Origin of the sequence: Arabiibacter massiliensis (assembly GCF_902386925.1) — a bacterium.
GTDB classification, from domain to species: Bacteria; Actinomycetota; Coriobacteriia; order Coriobacteriales; family Eggerthellaceae; genus Arabiibacter; species Arabiibacter massiliensis.
In genome coordinates this window covers 2,778,736-2,796,688 of record NZ_LR698996.1, presented here as the reverse complement: position 1 = coordinate 2,796,688, position 17,953 = coordinate 2,778,736, and the positions used below count along the sequence as shown (strand labels likewise).

Annotated in this window: 18 protein-coding genes and 1 other RNA gene; 5 read left to right on the top strand and 14 right to left on the bottom strand. The window is 67.6% G+C overall.

Features of this window, described 5'->3' with window-relative positions; genetic code table 11:
* Positions 1-44 precede the first annotated feature (44 nt).
* Entirely contained in the window at positions 45-542 is a 498-nt protein-coding gene (locus FX134_RS11950) for a LytR C-terminal domain-containing protein (protein WP_080802222.1), read from the top strand.
* A gap of 284 nt (positions 543-826) precedes the next feature.
* On the opposite strand, the gene FX134_RS11945 is transcribed toward FX134_RS11950, so the two are convergent.
* Positions 827-1,342 (bottom strand): LURP-one-related/scramblase family protein, encoded by a 516-nt coding sequence (locus FX134_RS11945; RefSeq protein ID WP_080802220.1) that lies wholly within the window; start codon positions 1,340-1,342, stop codon positions 827-829.
* Between the two features lie 191 nt (positions 1,343-1,533).
* On the opposite strand from FX134_RS11945, the gene FX134_RS11940 reads away from it, so the two are divergent.
* Positions 1,534-2,451: a LysR family transcriptional regulator gene (locus FX134_RS11940; RefSeq protein WP_080802217.1), complete on the top strand. Its 918-nt coding sequence runs from the start codon at positions 1,534-1,536 to the stop codon at positions 2,449-2,451.
* 22 nt (positions 2,452-2,473) lie between these two features.
* Here FX134_RS11940 and recR read toward each other — a convergent pair whose 3' ends face one another.
* The 5 genes from recR to ffs all read right to left on the bottom strand — a co-directional run bounded on the left by recR (position 2,474) and on the right by ffs (position 6,059).
* On the bottom strand, positions 2,474-3,070 hold the full coding sequence (gene recR, locus FX134_RS11935; protein WP_080802214.1) for a recombination mediator RecR: 597 nt from the start codon (positions 3,068-3,070) through the stop codon (positions 2,474-2,476).
* 21 nt (positions 3,071-3,091) lie between these two features.
* Positions 3,092-3,400, bottom strand: a complete 309-nt coding sequence (locus FX134_RS11930; protein ID WP_080802212.1) for a YbaB/EbfC family nucleoid-associated protein — start codon at positions 3,398-3,400, stop codon at positions 3,092-3,094.
* An 84-nt stretch (positions 3,401-3,484) separates the two neighbouring features.
* Complete coding sequence (dnaX, locus tag FX134_RS11925; protein ID WP_232050943.1) at positions 3,485-4,972, bottom strand: DNA polymerase III subunit gamma/tau; 1,488 nt, start codon at positions 4,970-4,972, stop codon at positions 3,485-3,487.
* Positions 4,973-5,219: 247 nt separating this feature from the next.
* A complete protein-coding gene (locus tag FX134_RS11920) occupies positions 5,220-5,903 on the bottom strand; it encodes a VTT domain-containing protein (protein ID WP_080802209.1) in 684 nt (227 codons plus the stop codon).
* Positions 5,904-5,963: 60 nt separating this feature from the next.
* Positions 5,964-6,059, bottom strand: an RNA gene (gene ffs / locus FX134_RS11915) — signal recognition particle sRNA small type.
* 396 nt (positions 6,060-6,455) lie between these two features.
* Here ffs and FX134_RS11910 point away from each other — a divergent pair.
* Positions 6,456-7,325, top strand: a complete 870-nt coding sequence (locus FX134_RS11910) for a serine hydrolase (protein WP_143412195.1) — start codon at positions 6,456-6,458, stop codon at positions 7,323-7,325.
* Positions 7,326-7,423: 98 nt separating this feature from the next.
* Here FX134_RS11910 and aspS read toward each other — a convergent pair whose 3' ends face one another.
* The 7 genes from aspS to FX134_RS11875 form a co-directional block, all read right to left on the bottom strand.
* The gene (aspS, locus tag FX134_RS11905; RefSeq protein ID WP_080802204.1) at positions 7,424-9,202 is read right to left on the bottom strand and encodes an aspartate--tRNA ligase; all 1,779 of its coding nucleotides are present in this window, start codon (positions 9,200-9,202) and stop codon (positions 7,424-7,426) included.
* 148 nt (positions 9,203-9,350) lie between these two features.
* Complete coding sequence (locus FX134_RS11900) at positions 9,351-9,761, bottom strand: type II toxin-antitoxin system VapC family toxin (protein ID WP_080802201.1); 411 nt, start codon at positions 9,759-9,761, stop codon at positions 9,351-9,353.
* Position 9,762: 1 nt separating this feature from the next.
* The gene (locus FX134_RS11895; RefSeq protein ID WP_080802200.1) at positions 9,763-10,143 is read right to left on the bottom strand and encodes a FitA-like ribbon-helix-helix domain-containing protein; all 381 of its coding nucleotides are present in this window, start codon (positions 10,141-10,143) and stop codon (positions 9,763-9,765) included.
* A 398-nt stretch (positions 10,144-10,541) separates the two neighbouring features.
* Entirely contained in the window at positions 10,542-11,909 is a 1,368-nt protein-coding gene (gene hisS, locus FX134_RS11890; protein WP_080802199.1) for a histidine--tRNA ligase, read from the bottom strand.
* Between the two features lie 58 nt (positions 11,910-11,967).
* A complete protein-coding gene (locus tag FX134_RS11885) occupies positions 11,968-14,694 on the bottom strand; it encodes a hypothetical protein (RefSeq protein WP_232050942.1) in 2,727 nt (908 codons plus the stop codon).
* Between the two features lie 151 nt (positions 14,695-14,845).
* A complete protein-coding gene (locus FX134_RS11880) occupies positions 14,846-15,226 on the bottom strand; it encodes a NifB/NifX family molybdenum-iron cluster-binding protein (protein ID WP_080802193.1) in 381 nt (126 codons plus the stop codon).
* On the bottom strand, positions 15,223-15,675 hold the full coding sequence (locus FX134_RS11875) for a PadR family transcriptional regulator (RefSeq protein ID WP_080802190.1): 453 nt from the start codon (positions 15,673-15,675) through the stop codon (positions 15,223-15,225). The genes FX134_RS11880 and FX134_RS11875 overlap by 4 nt, the downstream gene beginning before the upstream one ends.
* Positions 15,676-15,959: 284 nt before the next feature.
* Between FX134_RS11875 and FX134_RS11870 the strand changes: the two genes are divergently transcribed.
* Positions 15,960-16,319: a hypothetical protein gene (locus FX134_RS11870; RefSeq protein ID WP_080802183.1), complete on the top strand. Its 360-nt coding sequence runs from the start codon at positions 15,960-15,962 to the stop codon at positions 16,317-16,319.
* Positions 16,316-16,801 carry a type II toxin-antitoxin system VapC family toxin gene (locus FX134_RS11865; RefSeq protein ID WP_080802180.1) on the top strand — a complete coding sequence of 162 codons (486 nt, stop codon included), beginning with the start codon at positions 16,316-16,318 and terminating at the stop codon, positions 16,799-16,801. Before FX134_RS11870 ends, FX134_RS11865 begins: the two co-directional genes overlap by 4 nt.
* A 45-nt stretch (positions 16,802-16,846) precedes the next feature.
* Here the strand turns inward: FX134_RS11865 and leuB are convergent, their stop codons facing one another.
* A complete protein-coding gene (gene leuB / locus FX134_RS11860) occupies positions 16,847-17,953 on the bottom strand; it encodes a 3-isopropylmalate dehydrogenase (RefSeq protein ID WP_080802178.1) in 1,107 nt (368 codons plus the stop codon).

Genomic DNA, 17,953 nt, shown 5'->3' with positions numbered 1-17,953 from the left:
CGAAAAACGATGGGGGTCGCTTCGCGCGCTTTGAAGGCAAAGGGATGCTACACTGGCAAAACACCCATCGCGCACAGGAGGACGCCATGGCCGTGCCGCGCCAGAACAAGCCGTTGCTCATAGGATCGCTCATCGTATTCGCCGTGCTGGCGACGATCATCGGCCTCGGCATAGCAAGCGTCCTGCGCGTGCTGTCCGAGCCGCCCACCGCCCTGCCGATCGAGCGCGAGGACGTCATGCCCGACTCCGCAGGCCGGATCGCCGTCGTCAACGCCTGGGGTCGCGAGGGAGCGGCGGCACAGGTGCAGCGCCAGCTTGAGAATGCGGGGTTCGCCGACATCGTGACGGCGAACGCGGCCGTCGAGGACATGGCGGAATCGTCCGTGCTCTACCGAAGCGAGGAACACCGGGCCGAGGCCGAGGACATCGCGGAGGCGCTGGGCATCCAGAAGGTCGAGCAGCTGGTGGAGGGGTCTTCCTGGGGGCGCGAGCATGAGATCGTAGTGGTGATCGGGCAGGACCGGTTCGGCACCGTGAGCTAGGGTGCAGATAGGCCGCCGTTACCGAACCGTCAACTTCGCTCTCAGATAGTGCTTGCCGTTTTGCCTGTTCACATGCGTGGCGGTTGTCTGCCGAAAAAATATGTTGTGATTTCGTGGAGAGGGGTCTATAATGATCCCTGCATTTGCAGAGGCTTGATGCTTCGGTAAAGAAAAGGGTTCTGTTTTTTGGAGGGGGCAGAACCCTTCTTCTTCACTTTGGGACGCGCGTCGTCCCATTTTTTGTGCCCTGAGCCGGGTGCCGTGTCGCGCGGGTGCGCCCGCTCTCACGACTGGCCGGAACCGCCCGTCGAGCTCATCATCATGGCATCGCTGCGCGACTGCACGATATGGTTGACCACGATGAACAGGGCCACCAGCTCGTCGGCATGGCCCTCGTCGGCGATCTCCAGGTCGTACACGCCGTGCACCGACACGAGCTTGCGATGCGCCAAAGCCAGCACGCGCTCATCGGCGTCGACCACCTCGAAGTCGAAGGCCAGCACGTTGCCGCGGATCTGCCACCCGAGGTCCGGAACGTCGATGATGTCCTTCATATGGAACAGCTGCTCGCTCAGCTCGAAGCTCTGGCCGCCGGCCATCTCCACGTAGTACACGTGATGCAGCGACACCGCCTTGGCGTGGATGTAGGCCACCTCATTGCCCGCGGCGTCCTCAAGGTAGGTCCTGTCGTGCAGCGTGATCGCCTTGCTTGACGCCCGGTAAACCGGCTGGTCCGCGTCGTCGAGGACCTCCATCTTGTGGTGGATGCTGATCACGTTCGCCTTGATGTGCAGGTTCATGCCCTCTCCTTCTCCCGATGCGCGACGCGGCGCGCGCGTCCTTGCGCCCACTATCGCCGATCATCCTCGTTTATGGGCTGCGAAGTGGCTGATTTCGAAATTCCCTGAATGACTTCCCAGCTTGGACGGCGGGCGAAACGCTTACGATAGAGTTGTTCCGTTAGCAAGCTGAGCGACTGGATCGGGCCTCCGTGAACATAAAGCAGATCAAATACTTCGTATCCACCGTGGAAAGCGGCAGCCTCACCGCTGCGGCGAAGCGCAACTTCGTGACCGTGCAGACCATCTCCAAGGCGATGGGCGATCTGGAAACGGAGCTGGGAGAGAACCTGTTCGTCCGCAAGAGCCACGGAGTGGAGCCCACGCTGTTCGGCAGCGCGTTCTACCGCGAGGCGCGCAAGACCGTGGCCGAGTTCGACAAGCTGGAGGCGTTCAAGCAGGCCGACGACCGGGAGGATCCCTCGCCGCAGAGCGACACGCTGCGGCTCGGCATGGTGGCGCCCGCCTTCTACCGGTTCAGCGACGCGTGCGGCAAGATCGAGGCGTTCGCGAAGCGCTTCATGGGAATCGAGGCCTCCGTGACGCGCACGACGGCGGGCAAGGGCATGGAGGGGCTGCGCACCGGACGGCTCGACGCGCTCATGTCGCTGGGCCCCCTACCGCATAAGGACGTGAACTGCGTGTCGGTGGGGACGATCCCCCTCGGCGTGCTCATGGCCGCCACCCATCCCCTCAGGAACGCCGAAACGGTAAACCTGGACGACCTGCGGCGCTACCCTTTGCTCACGTCGGAGGGATTCAGCCTGATCAATGACGACTTCGTCAGGACATTCCACAAGCTGGGCATCGAGATGGAGCGGAAGAACGTGGGGATGATCGAGGTGATGCGCTTCGTCGTCAAAGACCAGGGGCTCATCTTCGCGGCAGGCATCTCGGCGCTCGGCGGGATGCTCGGCGGGGCGAAGCTCAAGCTGGTCACGCCGTCGGACGCCTACCCCATCCCGTTCTGCCTCACGTCGCTGAAGGGGTGCATGAACCCCTCGTACTTCGCCTTCGAGCACTTCATGAGCAACGGGCTGGCCTCGATCATGAACCGGGCGCTCTCGTAGGCTGCGGAGGCGGGGCGCGGGGCTACAGCGGACGGCGTGCCTCGATGGCGCGGCCGAGGGTGACCTCGTCGGCGAACTCCAAATCGCCGCCCACGGGCAGGCCGCTCGCGGGGCGCGTCACGCGGATGCCGAGCGGCTTGATGAGGCGCGCGAGGTAGGCGGCCGTCGTCTCGCCCTCCACGTTGGGGTTCGTGGCCAGGACGACCTCCTCAACCTCGTCGGACGCGAGGCGCGCCATGAGCTCGGCGATGCGCAGATTGTCCGGGCCGATGCCCTCCATGGGAGAGAGCGCCCCGCCCAGCACGTGGTATACGCCGTGGTACACGGAGGTGCGCTCAATGGGCGGGATGTCGCGCGGCTCGCTGACTACGCAGATGGCGCTCGCGTCGCGCTTGGCAGAGCTGCATATCTCGCACAGGTCGTCCTCGGCGTAGTTGAAGCACCGGCTGCAGAAGCGCACGTGGTCCTTCACCTCGGCGATGGCTTCGGAAAGACGCAGCGCCGTCGCCTTGTCGGCGTTGAGTATCCAGTAGGCGATGCGCTGCGCCGACTTGGGGCCGACGCCGGGCAGGCGCTCGAGCTCGTCGAGGAGCTTCTGGATGGACGGCGCTGCGTACACGGCGATCCTCCTTCGCCCAAGCTACATGAGGCCCGGGATGCTCATGCCGCCGGTCGCTGCGCTCAGGCGCTGCGAGCTCATGTCGGACACGCCGCGCAGGGCTTCGTTCACGGCGGCGGCCACCATGTCCTGGAGCATCTCGACGTCCTCGGGGTCGACCGCCTCGGGGTCGATGGTGATGCTGGCGATGGACATGTCGCCCACGGCCACCGCCTTCACCATGCCGCCGCCGGCCGTGGCCTCGAACGTGAGGTCCTTGATCTCCTCCTGGGCGCGCGCCAGCTCCAGCTGCATCTTCTGGGCCTGCTTCATCATCTTCTTCATGTCCATGGGGTATCTCCTTCTTCGTTGCTCGTTGCGGTCGATCTTGCGAAAGCGCCGGCCGATCCGGCGGGCGCGTGGATCCGGCAGGGGCTATTCTCTCACTTCTTCGACGACGACGCCTTCGCCGAACCCTGCGGCGAGCGCGGCGCGCAGGTCGTCGGGCGACTGGACGCCGGATGGAGCCGGAGGCGTGGCCGCCGTGCGCGCAGCTTGCTCCGGGGCGGGAGCTGCCGCAGGGGCCGCCGGAGTTGGAGGCGTTTGCGCCTGCGGCCGCGCGGGATCCTTCGACTCGCTTCGCTCGCTCAGGATGACAGAGGGGGCTTGCCCGCCCGGGATGACAGAGGGGGCTTGCGCGCTCAGGATGACAGGGGCTGCGGGGGCAGGGACCGGTGCGACGGCGGCCGGCGTTCCTACGCTCGTCACGTGCGCGACAGCGGAGTGGCCGCTCTCGAGGGCCTCCACGCGCTCGGCGAGGGCTGCGAGCGTGAGGTCGGAGTCCGGCCGCACCATGCGCGTGAGCGCAATCTCGAACGACAGGCGCGGGTTCGTGGACGTCTTCAATTCCGCCGACAGGTCGCCCAGCACGGCCAGCAGCCGCGCGAGGCGGTCGGGCCCGAACAGGGGCAGCTCGCTCGCCAGCTGACGGCGCTCGGTGGCGCCCACCTCCAGCGCCACGTCGGCGTCGGTAAGCGACATCACGTAGAGGTTGCGCACGTGCTCGGCCAGATCGCGCGTGAACTGCGCCAGGTCGGCGCCCGTCTCCACGTACTCGGCCGTCCAGCGGAAGCACCCGGCCACGTCGCGCGTGCCGATGGCGCGCATGATCTCAGCCAGGTCGTTCGTGTCCACGCCGCCCAGCATGCGCTCGGCCACTTCCAGCGTCACCTTGCCTTCGCCGAACGCGATGAGCTGCTCGAGCGAGGTGAGCGCGTTGCGCATGCCGCCTTCGGCCCGGTGCGCGATGAGGTCGAGCGCCTCGCCTTCGAACTCAACGTCCTCGGACACGCAGATGGCACCCAGGCGCGACACGATGGCCTCCGACGAGATGCGGCGGAAGTCGAAGCGCTGGCAGCGCGAGTGGATGGTTTCGGGCACCTTCTGCGGATCGGTGGTGGCCAGGATGAACACCACGTGGCTCGGCGGCTCCTCGAGCGTCTTCAGCAGCGCGTTGAACGCGGCCGTCGACAGCATGTGAACCTCGTCGATGATATAGATCTTGTAGCGTCCACGCGTGGGAGCGAACTGCACGCGCCCGATGATCTCCTCGCGCACGTTCTCCACGCCGGTACGGCTCGCGGCGTCCAGCTCGTAGACGTCGGGGTGCTCGCCGTTCGCGATCATCACGCAGTCATCGCACGTGCCGTCGGGCTCGGGCGTGGGCCCGTGTTCGCACAGCAGCGCCTTGGCCAGCAGGCGCGCGGTGGTGGTCTTGCCCGTACCGCGCGGGCCCGTGAACAGGTAGGCGTGGCTCACCTTGTCCTGCTCGATGGCGTTTTTGATGGTGCGCTCGATATGCTCCTGGCCGACGACGTCCTCGAATATCTGCGGCCGGTATTTTCTGTAGAGTGCCTCTGACATGGCGCGTGGCTCCCGCTTTCCCGTGGGCGTTTCAAGTTCTCGCACCTATTATAGAAGAACCGCCCGCCCCGCGCGGCACACCGCCCGAGCCCTCACAGCATCAGCAGCATGGAACGCGCCGCGTCTCCTCCTGCCGCAAGAATCGTTTGGAAATGCAAGTTGTGCCGGTTCTGCGCGCGATTCGCTGCGCAGAACCGGCACAACTTGCATTCCCGAGCGTTATTCGTAGCAGACGCCGCCCTGGCAGTTATTCCGCGTCGCCCTCCGCAGCGGACTGCTTCTTCTTGCGGGAGCTCATGGCGGCCTTCACGGCGCCGATGATGGCGGGCGCCACGCTCACGGCCACGATGCCCAGCACGATGACCTCGAAGTGCTCCTGCACCACCGGGATGCCGCCGAAGAAGTACCCCACCAGCACGAACAGGCTCACCCACGACACGCCGCCCAGGACGTTGAAGAACGTGAACTTGCCGAAGTTCATGTGGCCGGTGCCCGCGATGAACGGGGCGAACGTGCGGAAGAACGGCATGAAGCGCGTGATGACGATGGTGAGGCCGCCGTACTTCGCGAAGAAGTGGTCGAGCTTCTCCATGCGCTCGGGCGTGAGCGCCTTCACCTTGCCGGAGTCGATGATGCGCGCGCCGAAGAACCGCGCGATCCAGTAGTTCGACGTGTTGCCCAGGATGGCGGCCACGTAGAACACGATGAGCGTGGCCCAGATGTTCAGCCCGCCGCCGTCGGCCGAGAACACGCCGGCCGCGAACAGCAGCGAGTCGCCGGGCAGAAACGGGAAGAACACGAGCCCCGTCTCCACGAACACGATGAGGAACAGCGGCGAGTACACCCACACCGGACCGAGTGCGATGATCCAGCCGGCGATCGCCCCACGAGGGTCGGAAAGCAGGTCGACGAAGAAATTGATGATATCCATGCGGGCCCCTTGCCGTTAATACGCGTTGCGCTGGCCTCGCGAGCCAGCGCAACGGAAGTGCCCTGAATAGGCAGGGGCGCTCGTCAGCGGTCCCTTATGGCTGCTTCCTCCCGGACCTGACCAGGTTCGGAACATGTCGCCGCCCCAGCCCATTCAAGGCACTGGTGAAATAACCGAGACGACAGTATACGCGATGCGCTCATCACGCGCGCGCCCAGCGCAGGGGAAGCAACCAAATGTCCACAGGCGGCAGGGTCCTGGGCGGCCTCGGCCGTAACCGGGCCCTGCCGATCGGGACATCGCGTCCTAGCAGTTGCGGTAAGACGATGGATGAAAGAGCCCTTGCCGAGCGACAATACGCAGCAAGCGCTACACTTCCATCGAGAAAGACAGCGGAATGCGGAGGATATGGCTCCAAGGGAAGAGACAAGATGCAGCATGCGGCTGAGGCGCTTTGTTTGCTGTGCGGCCGTCTTGGCGTGCGCGTGCGCGTTAGGGGCGTGCTCTGCGCCTGTCGGAGGCGTTGCGGCCGATCGTGCGACGTTCGGCGAGGTGAGCGAGCCTTCCTTCGAGCCGCCGGTGGAGCCCGTCGCGCCCGCTGCGGAGCCCGCTCCCTACGCGCCAAGTGGCACCGACCTCCTGGCGCTTTCCGGGCAGCGCGAGCCCTTCGCCTTCGCTGCCGCGCCCGGCGATGCCGCGCCGACCCTTTCCCAGGAGACGCTCGTCGCGCTCGACGCCGCGACGCAGGCGATCATCGACCAGGGCGCGGAGGCCGGCTACCTGCTGTTCGACCTCGAGTCTGGACGCGGCGTCGCGGCCAACGTCGACGCGCGCGTGTTCTCGGCAAGCTCCATCAAGGCCCCGTACGCGCTGTTCCTCTGCGAGACGCAGCTCGATGCGGGCGGGATCGAGCCTGCCGAGGAGGCCGACATCCGCGCGCTCATGGAGGCCGCCGTGAGCGAGTCCGATAACGACGCCTACCAGGCCCTGCGCGACCGCTTCGCCGGCCCGGCGTTCGGGGAATGGCTCGACGGCCTGGGCATCGGCGAGGAGTTCAGCCGCGAGCAGTACACCCCCTACTACTCCGCGCGCGAGTCGGCCTTGCTGTGGCTGCGCATGCAGGAGTACCTGAACAGCGGCGCGCCCTCGGCGACGTGGCTCGAAGGGCTTCTGGAGAACGCGCGCGTGTCGTTCATGCGCCACGCCCTGGCCGGCGGCGATGTGAGCGTGCTCAGCAAGGCCGGCTGGCTCGACGGCGAGGAGGACATGGACGGCTTCTGCGACTCGGGCATCGTGACCGAGAACGGGCGCGCCTACCTGCTCACGGTCATGACGTCGCTCCCCTACTCCACCGAGGTCGAATACGATTTCGAGGCCCTTGTCCAGGCCGTCTGGAGCGCTCGAGGGGATATCGCCAGCTGAGCGACGTCGCGTTCCTTCCGCTTTCATATGCGCGAGGGCCCGCCAGAATGCCGGCGGGCCCTCGAAACGTTCTTGCTAGACGCGCGCGCCCGTCAATCCTACAGCGTGCGCAGGCTCACTTCTTTCAGCTGGCGGCCCGTTACGGCGTTCGGGGCGCCGGTCATCGGGTCGCTCGCGCTGCTGGTCTTGGGGAAGGCGATGACGTCGCGGATGGACGCCTTGCCGGCCAGCAGCATGACCAGGCGGTCGAGGCCGAGCGCGATGCCGCCGTGCGGCGGGGCACCCAGCTCGAGGGCATGGATGAGGTGGCCGAACTTCTCGTCGATCTCCTCGTCGGTGAGCCCCAGACGGCGCAGCACGCGGCGCTGCAAGTCGGCCTCGTGGATGCGGATGGTGCCGCCGCCCGCCTCGAAGCCGTCCATGACCAGGTCGTAGGAGTAGCTGCCGCACTCAAGCGGCGCGTCTTCTATCTTGCCCAGATCCTCCACGCGGATCTGCGTGAACGGATGGTGCTCGGCGGCGTACTTCTTCTCGTCCTCGTCGTACTTGAACATGGGGAAGTTCACCACCCAGAGCAATGCATGCCCCTCACGCGGGATGTTCAGCGCGTCGGCCATGTGCAGGCGCAGGGCGGAGAGCACGGCGTTGGCCACCTCGGGCTTATCGGCCGCGAACAGCAGCAGGTCACCCGGCTCGACGTCCATGGCCTGCTTGAGCGCGGCGAACTCCTCGTCGGAGAAGAACTTGATGATGGGGCTCTTCTCGGCGCCGTCGGTGGTGAACGCGATCCAGGCCATGCCCTTCGCGCCGTTGGCAGCCGCGATGTCGGCCAGCTTCTCCACTTCGCCGCGGCTCCAGTCGCCCGCGCCCTTCGCGTTGATGGCCTTCACCACGCCACCGGACTGCGCCACGCTGGAGAACACCTTGAAGCCCGTGTTCTTCACGAGGTCGGTGATGTCGTGCAGCTCCATGCCGAAGCGGGTGTCGGGGCGGTCGTTGCCGAAACGCTCCATGGCCTCGGCGTAGGGCATGCGCGGCAGCGGGAAGTCGTGCTGCACGCCCACGGCGGCCAGCACCTCGGCCATGACGTCCTCCATGAGGCGCAGCACGTCGTCTTCCTCGACGAAGCTCATCTCGATGTCCACCTGGGTGAACTCGGGCTGGCGGTCGGCGCGCAGATCCTCGTCGCGGAAGCACCGCGCGATCTGGTAGTAGCGCTCGACGCCGGCCACCATGAGCATCTGCTTGAACTGCTGGGGGCTCTGCGGCAGCGCGTAGAACTTGCCCGGGTTCGGGCGGCTGGGCACGATGTAGTCGCGCGCGCCCTCGGGCGTGGAGTTGGCCAGGATGGGCGTCTCCACCTCCAGGAAGCCGCGCTCGTTCAGGGCACCGCGCATGGCCTGGGCCACCGTGTGGCGCAGGTGCAGGGCCTCGTACATCTCGGGACGGCGGATGTCCAGATAGCGCCACTTCATGCGCGTGGTCTCGTCGGTCTCGATGCCGTCTTCGATGGCGAACGGCGGGGTCACGCTCGTGTTCAGCACCTCGACGGACTTCGCCAGCACCTCGATCTCGCCCGTGGCCATGTTGGGGTTCACGGCGTCGGCGCCACGCTCGCGCACCGTGCCGGCCACCTTCAGCACGTACTCGCGGCCCAGGTGCTCAGCCTTCGCGAAGTCATCCGCGCTCACGCAGTCGGGGTCGACGACCACCTGCGTATAGCCCGCGCGGTCGCGCAGGTCGATGAAGATGAGACCGCCGTGGTCGCGGTTGTGCCACGCCCAGCCCGTGAGCACGACTTCGCGCCCCACGTCGCCCTGGCGCAGCTCGCCGCACGTCGCGGTATGCATGCAGTATTCGTTCATGAAGTCCGTCATAGTGATGGTTCCTTGCTCCTTGACGCCGCTATCTAGAACCCGCCGCACACGGGCGGCGGGCAATGCTCAAACTGGATTATTGTACTGCAAGAAGCGCGCGCGGGCCGAAACTCGCGCGCCGCTCCATGCAAAATGCGCTGCCGGGGCCTTAGAATTCGGTGTCCGTGAACACGCAGTTCACCCCGTTGTCCAGGCAGAGCTGCTGCAGCTTGCGGTCGAGCGTGAACAGCGTCGCCGCGTTGCGTCGCGCAAGAAGCAGGTAGAACAGGTCATACGAGGAATGCCCCAAGCGAACCGATTCTAGCAAGGCCTCTTCCCACAGCTCCCCGTCGGGAATGAACTCGTCCACGGAGGAAAGGCACGCGCGCCCCATCTCCCGAGCCTTCTCCCTGGTCATATGGCCGCCTCGCACCCTTTTCTCAAGCACATGGGTGACTTCGGCGCAGAAAAGGGCCGGGGAGACAACCTTTTCGCCTTCGAGGAGCAGCGCCTTGAGCGCCTTCCCCTCCTCGGTTCCGACGAGCATGTTGATGGCCGCATTGCAATCGAGGACGATCATGCTAGACCTCCTCGTCGTACGGCATACCGAGAACGTCGCTCATCTGGCGATCACGCTCCCGACGCCCCTCATGCACGAGCTCGACGATCTCATCCGCAGTCGGCTTCGGCCCACCCCACTCAAACCGCTCGATCTCCGAGAACAGCTTCTTGCGCTTCTCGATGCGGGCGGTGCGCTCCTCCTCGGTGTCGAAGTCGAAACGCGGATGCACGGCGCGGTACATCCGCTCGCCGTCCCAGTAATGCGACGACTCCGGATGCGCGAGCATCTGCTCCACGGCCACGATGACCTGCTGCGCCATGCTGCGGTGCTGGCTGGCGGCATAGGCCTTCAACTGCTCGTACAGATCGTCCGGGAAATCACGCACTTGCAATGCCGGCATGGCTACCTCCTTGTTTGCATGTCTCTAACATGTAGCATACATGCATTTTTGAGAGGACGCAAGGGCGCAAGACAAAGTGACGCCGCCTTGGTTCACTTCCCCAATCAGCATCTCGACAGAAAGGGCAAGAATTTGCGGCTGTGGCACAGATCAGGTGCCGTTCGTACGATGCCGCCATTCATCAGGCAACGTTTCCCCAGGTCGCGAATTTCTCAAGCGCGTCACGCGTGCCACAGCCGCAAATTCCCGCCCTTTCGAAAGGCGCGGCAAGAGCGCCTACATGACCCCCGAGCCAAACAGCACCAGGTCGAGCAGCTCTTGCTTGGAGTGGATGTTGAGCTTCTCGTACACGTGTCCGATGTCCCAAATGGGGACTGTCCCCATTTGGGACATCCGGCTTACTCGAGCTCGCTGAAGACGTCTTCCACGGCGGGGGCCGGACTGCCGAAGGGCTCGCCGCCGAAGCGGGCGAGCAGGGCCTTCGCCGCCGCGAGGTTCACGGCGCGCTCCTCGTGGGTCTGCATGTTGCGCACCTTCATCTGGCCGGCGGCCAGCTCGTCGGGGCCGAGCACGACAACCGCGTGCGCACCCAGCTTGTCGGCCAGCTTGAACTGGCTCTTCAGGCTGCGGTGCTGGTGGTCCATCTCGCCGGCGAGGCCCGCGTCGCGCATGGCCTGCACGAGCGAGAACGCCTCCGCGCGCACCGAGTCGTCCACGCAGGCCACGAACACGTCGCAGCGCGCCGCCGGCGGGAACGCGTGACCCGCGGCCTCGAGCGCCAGCACGCAGCGCTCGTAGCCGAGCGCCCAGCCGAAGCCCGGCGTGGGGCGTCCGCCCACCTCCTGGGCCAGCTTGTCGTAGCGCCCGCCGCCGCCGATGGCGTTCTGGCTGCCCATGCCCTCGGTCACCTGCACCTCGAACACCGTGCGCGTGTAGTAGTCGAGCCCGCGCACCAGCTTCGAGTCCTCCACATAGGTGAGCCCCGCGCCATCCAGGTGGGTCTTCACGGCCTCGTAGTGTTCGCGGCAGTCGTCGCACAAATGATCGGTGATCTTCGGCGCGCCCTCCATGACGGCGGCGCAGCCGGGGTTCTTGCAGTCGAACGCGCGCAGCGGGTTGATCTCCGCGCGGCGGTTGCACTCGTCGCAGAGCTCGCCTGCATGCTCGGCCATGTAGGCGCGCACGGCTTCGCGGTACGCCGGGCGGCACGCGTCGCAGCCCATGGAGTTCACCAGCAGGCGCGTGCTCTCCACCGGGATGCCAATGGCCGCGTAGAAGCGCATGAGCATGATGATGCCCTCGGCGTCCACGCTGGGCTCCTCGGCGCCCAAACACTCGATGCCCACCTGGTTGAACTGGCGCTGGCGGCCCTTCTGCGGGCGCTCGGCGCGAAACATCGGACCCGCGTACATGAGCTTCGCGGGAGCGGCCCCCTGGGGCACCAGGTCGTGCTGCACCACGGCGCGCACGACCCCGGCCGTGCCCTCGGGGCGCAGCGACAGGCGGCTCTTGGCCTTCACGGTGCCGCCGCCCAGAAGCGTGGCGAGATTCTGCCCCGAGATGGCGGTGAACATCTCCTTCGACACCACGTCGGTGGCCTCGCCGATGCCGCGCACGAACAGCTCCGTCTGCTCGAACAGCGGCGTCTCGATGGGCGCGTAGCCGTAGCGCCCGAAGATGTCGGCGGCCACGGCCTTGAAATGCGCCCAGAACGCCGCCTCGTCGGGAAGCAGGTCGCGCGTACCTTCGGGGGATTGAATCGCCATGATGGTGCCCTTCGTTCTCGTTGTGCGGAATCCCGTTATTGTAACGCAGAGTCCCCGCTCAGCGGGTCGAAACCTCTAGGGAGCGCATGACGTTCACGAGGGCGTCGTCGGGGCGGTAGCGCAGGCGCAGGGCCAGCAGGTTGCGCGCCACGGGGAAGAGCCCCTCGTCCACCGCCGCAGCGGCGCCCGAGCCCAGCGCTTCGAGCACGTCCTCGGTGGGCGCGACGGGGATGCCGAAGCGCGCGAGCTCGCTGTCCACCTGCGCGCGCTCGACGAGCGCGACGCCCGTCTCCTCCACCAGCTCCTGCAGCTCGGCGGTGGCCTGCAGCGCGATGACCTGCGACACCATGAGCGACTTCAGATAGCACGCCGCCCCCGGCTCGGGCCGGCCCGCCTTCCACAGCACGTAGGCCAGCTGGTAATACGCCATGGAGATGTCGCTTGGCTGCACGGCGATGCGCAGGCCCTCTACCAGCACCTCGGCCGCGTTCTCCATGTCGCCCACCAGCATGTACGCGCGCCCAAGCTGCCGGAAGCCCGCGGCCGTCGCCGGAGCCATCTCCACGGCGCGCAGGCCGAAGCGCTGGGCGTCGTCGGCGCGCTCGAAGGAGTGCTCGAGCAAACGGACGATCTCGAGGTGGCACAGGTAGAACGAATCGGTGGCCATTAGCACGCGCTTGCCGGCGTCGGCGTGCGCGCGCTCGGGAGCCCCTTGGCCGTCGCGGCGCGCGCGGTTGTACAGCATGCGCCCCGCGTAGGAGTCGAACGTGCGGTAGACGGTGGCAGCGCCGTCGGAGAACCCGTCGAGCGCGGCCGCCTCCACCACGGCGTCGATGAGCACGTCGGCCGCCTGGCCGGGGTCGTGCTGGGCGAGCGCGCGGGCGCGGGCGAGCGCGGGCAGGCAGCGGTCGTCGCCGAGGAAGCGGCCCACCACGGCGTTCTGGTCGCCCGCGTCCACCTCGCCCTCCGCGAGCGCGGCCATCAGGCGCGTGCACGCCTCGCGGGCGCGGTCGTCGTCGGCGGCCTCGGCGCGCTCCTGCTCGGCGCGCACGATGCGGATGGCCGCGCTCGCGCTCTCGGCGCGCACCACCTCGTCCGCGAGCCCCTCGGCCCTGCGGCGCAACGCGGTATCGTAGCTGATGCGCAGCTCGGCGCACGATTCGGCTCCCAGCACGTATGCCGCCTCCTCGCCCAGCGCCACCTCGGCGGCCTCGGGCAGATCGACGCGGGACGCCGCCGAGGGCAGCGGCTTCAGCGCGGCGAACGCGTCCGCATCGGCCACGTCGAAGCGGGTGCCGCACGATGCGAACAGGGGCGCGGGGTCGCCTGCGCGCGCGGCGTCGAAGCCCTGCGTCGCCTCGAAGGCGGCGCGGTCGAAGGACGCCCGGTACCAGGCCGGCCGCGTCTCGAGTCCGGGGAACTCACCGGCGGCCGCGCCCTCCGCCTTGGCGGGAGGCTCGACGAACGGGCGCGCGACGACGTCCACCCGCCGCAGCGTCGGCGCGGCCTCGAGGGCCGCAGCCGCGAGCGCAAGGCCGAGGTGCATGGCGTAGCGCCTGGCCTGGGCCTCTCGCGCGGCCTCGTCCGGCTGCGCCCATGAACCCGCGCCCGCGCCCTGCGGCGCATCGGCCCACGCCCACGCCGGCATGAACGGGCCGTCGGGCACCGTGAGCTCGAGCGCGGCCACACCGGCGGCCACGTCCGCATCCACGACAGCATCGATGCGCACGGGCAGGCGCAGCCGCTCGATCGCCCCGCCCATGGCGCAGCGAAACGCCCACTCCCCGCCCTCGGCACCGTCGGGCGCGTCGGAAAGCTCTCCCAGCCGGGGGCGCTGCATGCCCGCGGCCTCTATGAGATAGGCATCCCACCGGGCGCAGTCGATGTCCGTCGCGGCCGGCACGTTCTCGCCGAACGCCTCGCTCACCAGCAGAAAGCGGTTGACGGCCGCCTCGAGGGCCCACACCGTGCGCAGCGGGACGCGCGCGCCCTCATCCTCGACGGCCAGGTAGAACGTGTCGGCATAGCGCGTCGTGCGCACGAGGCGCAGCGCGTCGTCCTTCACGCCGCGCGCGTCGAGTTCGTCGAGGCCCGCCTCGGAGAGCCACTGCGCCAGACAGCGCTCGAGCGCCGGCGGGCGGCACACGGGATCGGACGCGGCTGCGCGCACCTCAGCCGAGACGGTCCGGAACGCGGCAAGCGGCTTCTCGGCTCGCAAAAGGCCGAGCACGTGGCCCAGCCCGCGCTCGGGCACGGCCGGCGCGCCGAGCGCGGGCCGATGGACGAACGCAAGGTACGCGCGCGCCATCACGTCGTTATAGGAGAGCCCGGCGGCGTGCGGGCCGAAGTCGAACCACGAGTCGAACAGCGTGTAGGCGCCGCGCGCGCAACGGTACTGCGCCACCTCCCGCCCCTCGCCGCCTTCGCGCACTTCCACGCAGCCGCGCTCCTCGCCGGGGGTGGGCTGTTCCTCGTAATGCAGGAACAGCAGGTCAGGCTCGCGCGCCGGCGGCGTCTCGAACGGCACGTCGGTCGAGAACGCGCGTCCGTACCGATCGATGTACGCCAAGACGAGCGCGTCGTTCTTGCCGACGAACTCCACCACGTAGATGCCGCCCGTCGCCGGCGTCGGAAGGCCCTTCTCCACCCAGCCGAAGACGGGCGCGGCGGCCGGGGCGGCATCGGACAGCGGCGGCACGGCACCCTCGAGCACCTTGCGCCGAAGTCCGAAGAGCGTGCTTCCCGAGATGCGGCGCACGCCGCTTTGCCCTGATTGCTGTCGCACGAGTGAGTCCTTCCTTTTGCCACGAAGCAGCATAGCATGACCGCGCGGGCGCAGAAAGGGCCGCTGCACGCCACGCCCCCGGATCGCGCGACGGCGGCCGGGGGCGTGGCAGGAGGAGGGGGTGAAGGCGCGCGCCCGTCGGCGCGCGGGATCAGTGATGGTGGTTGCAGGCCTGGTCGGCACCCATGACAGGGGCCTTACCAGCAGCGACGATCTTCGCCGCGTCGCCCACGACGGCGTGCTCGTTGTCGAAGTACACGGTGATGCCCGCCTGGTTGAAGCCCATGAGGGGCCGCATGCCCATGCCGGCCGCCACGATGGCGTCCACGCCGGCGTCGGCCAGCAGATTCACCGGGCGCAGGCAGCCGCCTTCCTCGTGGGGAGGGTTGGCCACTTCGCCCGTTCCCGTGATCTCGCCGTTTGCGATCTCGACCACCGTGAAGCAGTCGCAGTGGCCGAAGTGGCCGGCCCGCTGGGCTTCGAGGCCCGCTGCGCCCATCGTGGGAACCGCCAACTTCATCGTCTCGTTCATTCTTCGCCTTCTTTCTCCGGGGCGCCTTTGCCCCGATTCAGTTGTTGCAGACCGCCTTCCAGCAGGCCCACCAGGAGCCCGTCCAGCCGCTGGCGGTCGCGCAGGGCGTCGAGCCACTGCTCGGCCAGCTCCACGCCCTGCTGCGTGAGCTCGTACTCGCGCCGGCGCGGGCCGGACTCGTCGTCGCACCAGCGCGAGACGACCGCGCCCTCCTCCTCGAGGCGGCGCAGGCTGCGGTACAGGCCGCCCACGTCCACGTCCACCGCGCCGTCCGTCTTCTCGAGGATGGTCTTGCGCATGTCGTAGCCGTAGCCGCCCGCGTGCAGCAACGCCGCGAGCGCTGCCGGCTCCACGAGGGCGCCGCCCCCGCCGCCGCGCCTGCGGCAGCACGGCTTGCGCGGGCCGGGGCCCATGCCCCCCGCCGGGGTGCCGCATTCGCCGTTCGGCATCCGCCTTCGCCTCCTTCGCGCATCTCGCACATATATGCCTTGAACATATATACTCCCCCAGCATGCATGTTGTCAACATATATTCGGTGAACCGGCCGCGCCCAAAACCGATTGTCGACCCAAACACACGCCACAGCGCCGTTATGCGTGTGTTTGGGTCGACAATGGAACACCCATACCGACCCCCTGGTACGTGATGGGAAAGGCGTCTTCCTTCTTTCCGCTTTACGTAAAGCAATTTGCGCGTTATAATGGAATTTGGAGGACAATCGAAGGAGACCCCCATGCCCACAGCGCAGATCAACGCACGCATCGACGCGGACGCGAAAACGGCCGGCGATGCCTCTTTCGCGTCCGCAGGCTACTCCCCCACGCGCGTCGTCAGGCTGGTGTGGGATTTCGCCGGCAGGCATCGGCATGACGCCGCTGCCGTGCGCGAGCTGCTCGAATCACTCGAGGAGAAGGAAGGCGACGACGCGCAGACGGCCGAGCGCATCCGCATCGCCGAATCGGGGCCGGGCATCTACCGGCAAGCGCTCGAGGCGTTGGGGGCTTTCCCCGACCGCGCCGCCGCGCAGCTCGATTACGACGAGCTCCTCGCGCAGGCAAGCTTCGAGAAGATGGCGGAACGGGGGCTTTCATGACGTCCAACGTGGTGGTAGTCGACACGAACGTCTGGCTCGACTACCTCATGGGCGACCGCCCGAACCACGACGACTCATTCGCCTTCATCGTCGAGGCCAAGCGCCGGGAGGTGCCGCTCGTCATTCCCTCGCACGCCCTCAAGGACGTCTTCTTCATCTTCCAGCAGCAGCTCAAGATCGCCGCTAGGGAAACCGGCGACCTCCCGTCCGAGCGGGCCGCCGCGAGCGCTCGGCAGGCCGCCTGGGCCGCCCTCGACCTCATCATGGATCTCGCCGTCGTCGGGCCGTCCGACCAAAGCGATGCTTGGATAGCCGCCAAACAGCGGGCCTTACATTCCGATTACGAGGACAACCTGGTCGTCGCCACAGCGCAAAGGCTCGGCGCCCGCATGCTCGTCACCAACGACGCGAAACTCGTGCTCCACGCCCCCGTCGCCGCCTTGACCGCGGCGGATGCTCTCGCGCAGCTGGCAATCGCATAGCACAGGCGAAGGGACTCGCATGAGCCCCTTCGGCGCGCCTGCACGCTACAGGCGCTCCACCACGAGGTCGCCCATCTGCACGGTGCCCACCACGCGGTCGGCAGGCGTGTCGGAGCCCTTGATGTCGCCGGTGCGCCAGCCCTCGTCGAGGACGGCGGTCACGGCGCGGCGGATGTCGTCGGCGGCCTGCTGCATGTCGAAGCTGTAGCGCAGCATCATCTCCACGGAGAGTATCTGCGCGAGCGGGTTCGCGATGCCCTGCCCCGCGATGTCGGGCGCGCTGCCGTGGCTCGGCTCGTAGAGCGCCACGCCGTCGCCGAGGCTCGCGCTGGCGAGCATCCCGAGCGAGCCCGTGATCTGGGCGGCCTCGTCGGAGAGGATGTCGCCGAACATGTTCTCGGTCACCACCACGTCGAAGTCGGCGGGGCGGTTGATGAGCTGCATGGCCGTGTTGTCCACGAGCAGGTCCTCGAGCTCCACGTCGGCGTACTCCTCGTCGTGGATACGGTGCACGATCTCGCGCCACATGCGGCTCGTCTCCAGCACGTTGGCCTTGTCCACACTGGTCACCTTGCTGCGGCGCTTCCGCGCAGCCTCGAAGGCCTGGCGCGCGATGCGCTCCACCTCGTACTCGCGGTACTCGAGCGTATCGTAGGCGCGCTGGCCGGCAGCGCCTTTCGCGCCGCAGCCCTCTTCGTCGTAGAAGCGCTCGCGACGGCCGAAGTACAGGCCGCCCGTCAGCTCGCGCACGATCATGAGGTCCACGCCGTCGATGACCTCGGGCTTCAACGTGGACGCGCCCGCCAACGCGTTGAATATCTGCACCGGGCGCAGGTTCGTGTACAGGCCGAGCGCCTTGCGGATGCCCAAGAGGCCCTGCTCCGGGCGCGGCTTCGCGGGGTCGGTGGTGTCCCACTTCGGCCCGCCGACGGCCGCCAGCAGCACCGCGTCGGACGCCTCGGCCGCCCGCAGCGTCTCATCCGGCAGCGCCGTGCCCGTCGCGTCGATGGCGCAGCCGCCGATGAGCGCCTCAGTGTAGGAGAACGCCGCGTCGTACTTCGCCCCCACCGCGTCGAGCACCTTGCACCCCTCCGCGATGATCTCCGGCCCGATCCCGTCGCCCGGCAACAGGCAGATCTGATAGTTGGTCAT

What these genes read in the sequence shown, in the direction of transcription:
- FX134_RS11950 (WP_080802222.1), top strand. Translation starts at nt 45, where the DNA reads ATGCTACACTGGCAAAACACCCATCGCGCACAGGAGGACGCCATGGCC.
- FX134_RS11945 (WP_080802220.1), bottom strand. Translation starts at nt 1,342, where the DNA reads ATGAACCTGCACATCAAGGCGAACGTGATCAGCATCCACCACAAGATG.
- FX134_RS11930 (WP_080802212.1), bottom strand. Translation starts at nt 3,400, where the DNA reads ATGGACATGAAGAAGATGATGAAGCAGGCCCAGAAGATGCAGCTGGAG.
- dnaX (WP_232050943.1), bottom strand. Translation starts at nt 4,972, where the DNA reads ATGTCAGAGGCACTCTACAGAAAATACCGGCCGCAGATATTCGAGGAC.
- FX134_RS11920 (WP_080802209.1), bottom strand. Translation starts at nt 5,903, where the DNA reads ATGGATATCATCAATTTCTTCGTCGACCTGCTTTCCGACCCTCGTGGG.
- aspS (WP_080802204.1), bottom strand. Translation starts at nt 9,202, where the DNA reads ATGACGGACTTCATGAACGAATACTGCATGCATACCGCGACGTGCGGC.
- FX134_RS11900 (WP_080802201.1), bottom strand. Translation starts at nt 9,761, where the DNA reads ATGATCGTCCTCGATTGCAATGCGGCCATCAACATGCTCGTCGGAACC.
- FX134_RS11895 (WP_080802200.1), bottom strand. Translation starts at nt 10,143, where the DNA reads ATGCCGGCATTGCAAGTGCGTGATTTCCCGGACGATCTGTACGAGCAG.
- hisS (WP_080802199.1), bottom strand. Translation starts at nt 11,909, where the DNA reads ATGGCGATTCAATCCCCCGAAGGTACGCGCGACCTGCTTCCCGACGAG.
- FX134_RS11880 (WP_080802193.1), bottom strand. Translation starts at nt 15,226, where the DNA reads ATGAACGAGACGATGAAGTTGGCGGTTCCCACGATGGGCGCAGCGGGC.
- FX134_RS11875 (WP_080802190.1), bottom strand. Translation starts at nt 15,675, where the DNA reads ATGCCGAACGGCGAATGCGGCACCCCGGCGGGGGGCATGGGCCCCGGC.
- FX134_RS11870 (WP_080802183.1), top strand. Translation starts at nt 15,960, where the DNA reads ATGCCCACAGCGCAGATCAACGCACGCATCGACGCGGACGCGAAAACG.
- FX134_RS11865 (WP_080802180.1), top strand. Translation starts at nt 16,316, where the DNA reads ATGACGTCCAACGTGGTGGTAGTCGACACGAACGTCTGGCTCGACTAC.
- leuB (WP_080802178.1), bottom strand. Translation starts at nt 17,953, where the DNA reads ATGACCAACTATCAGATCTGCCTGTTGCCGGGCGACGGGATCGGGCCG.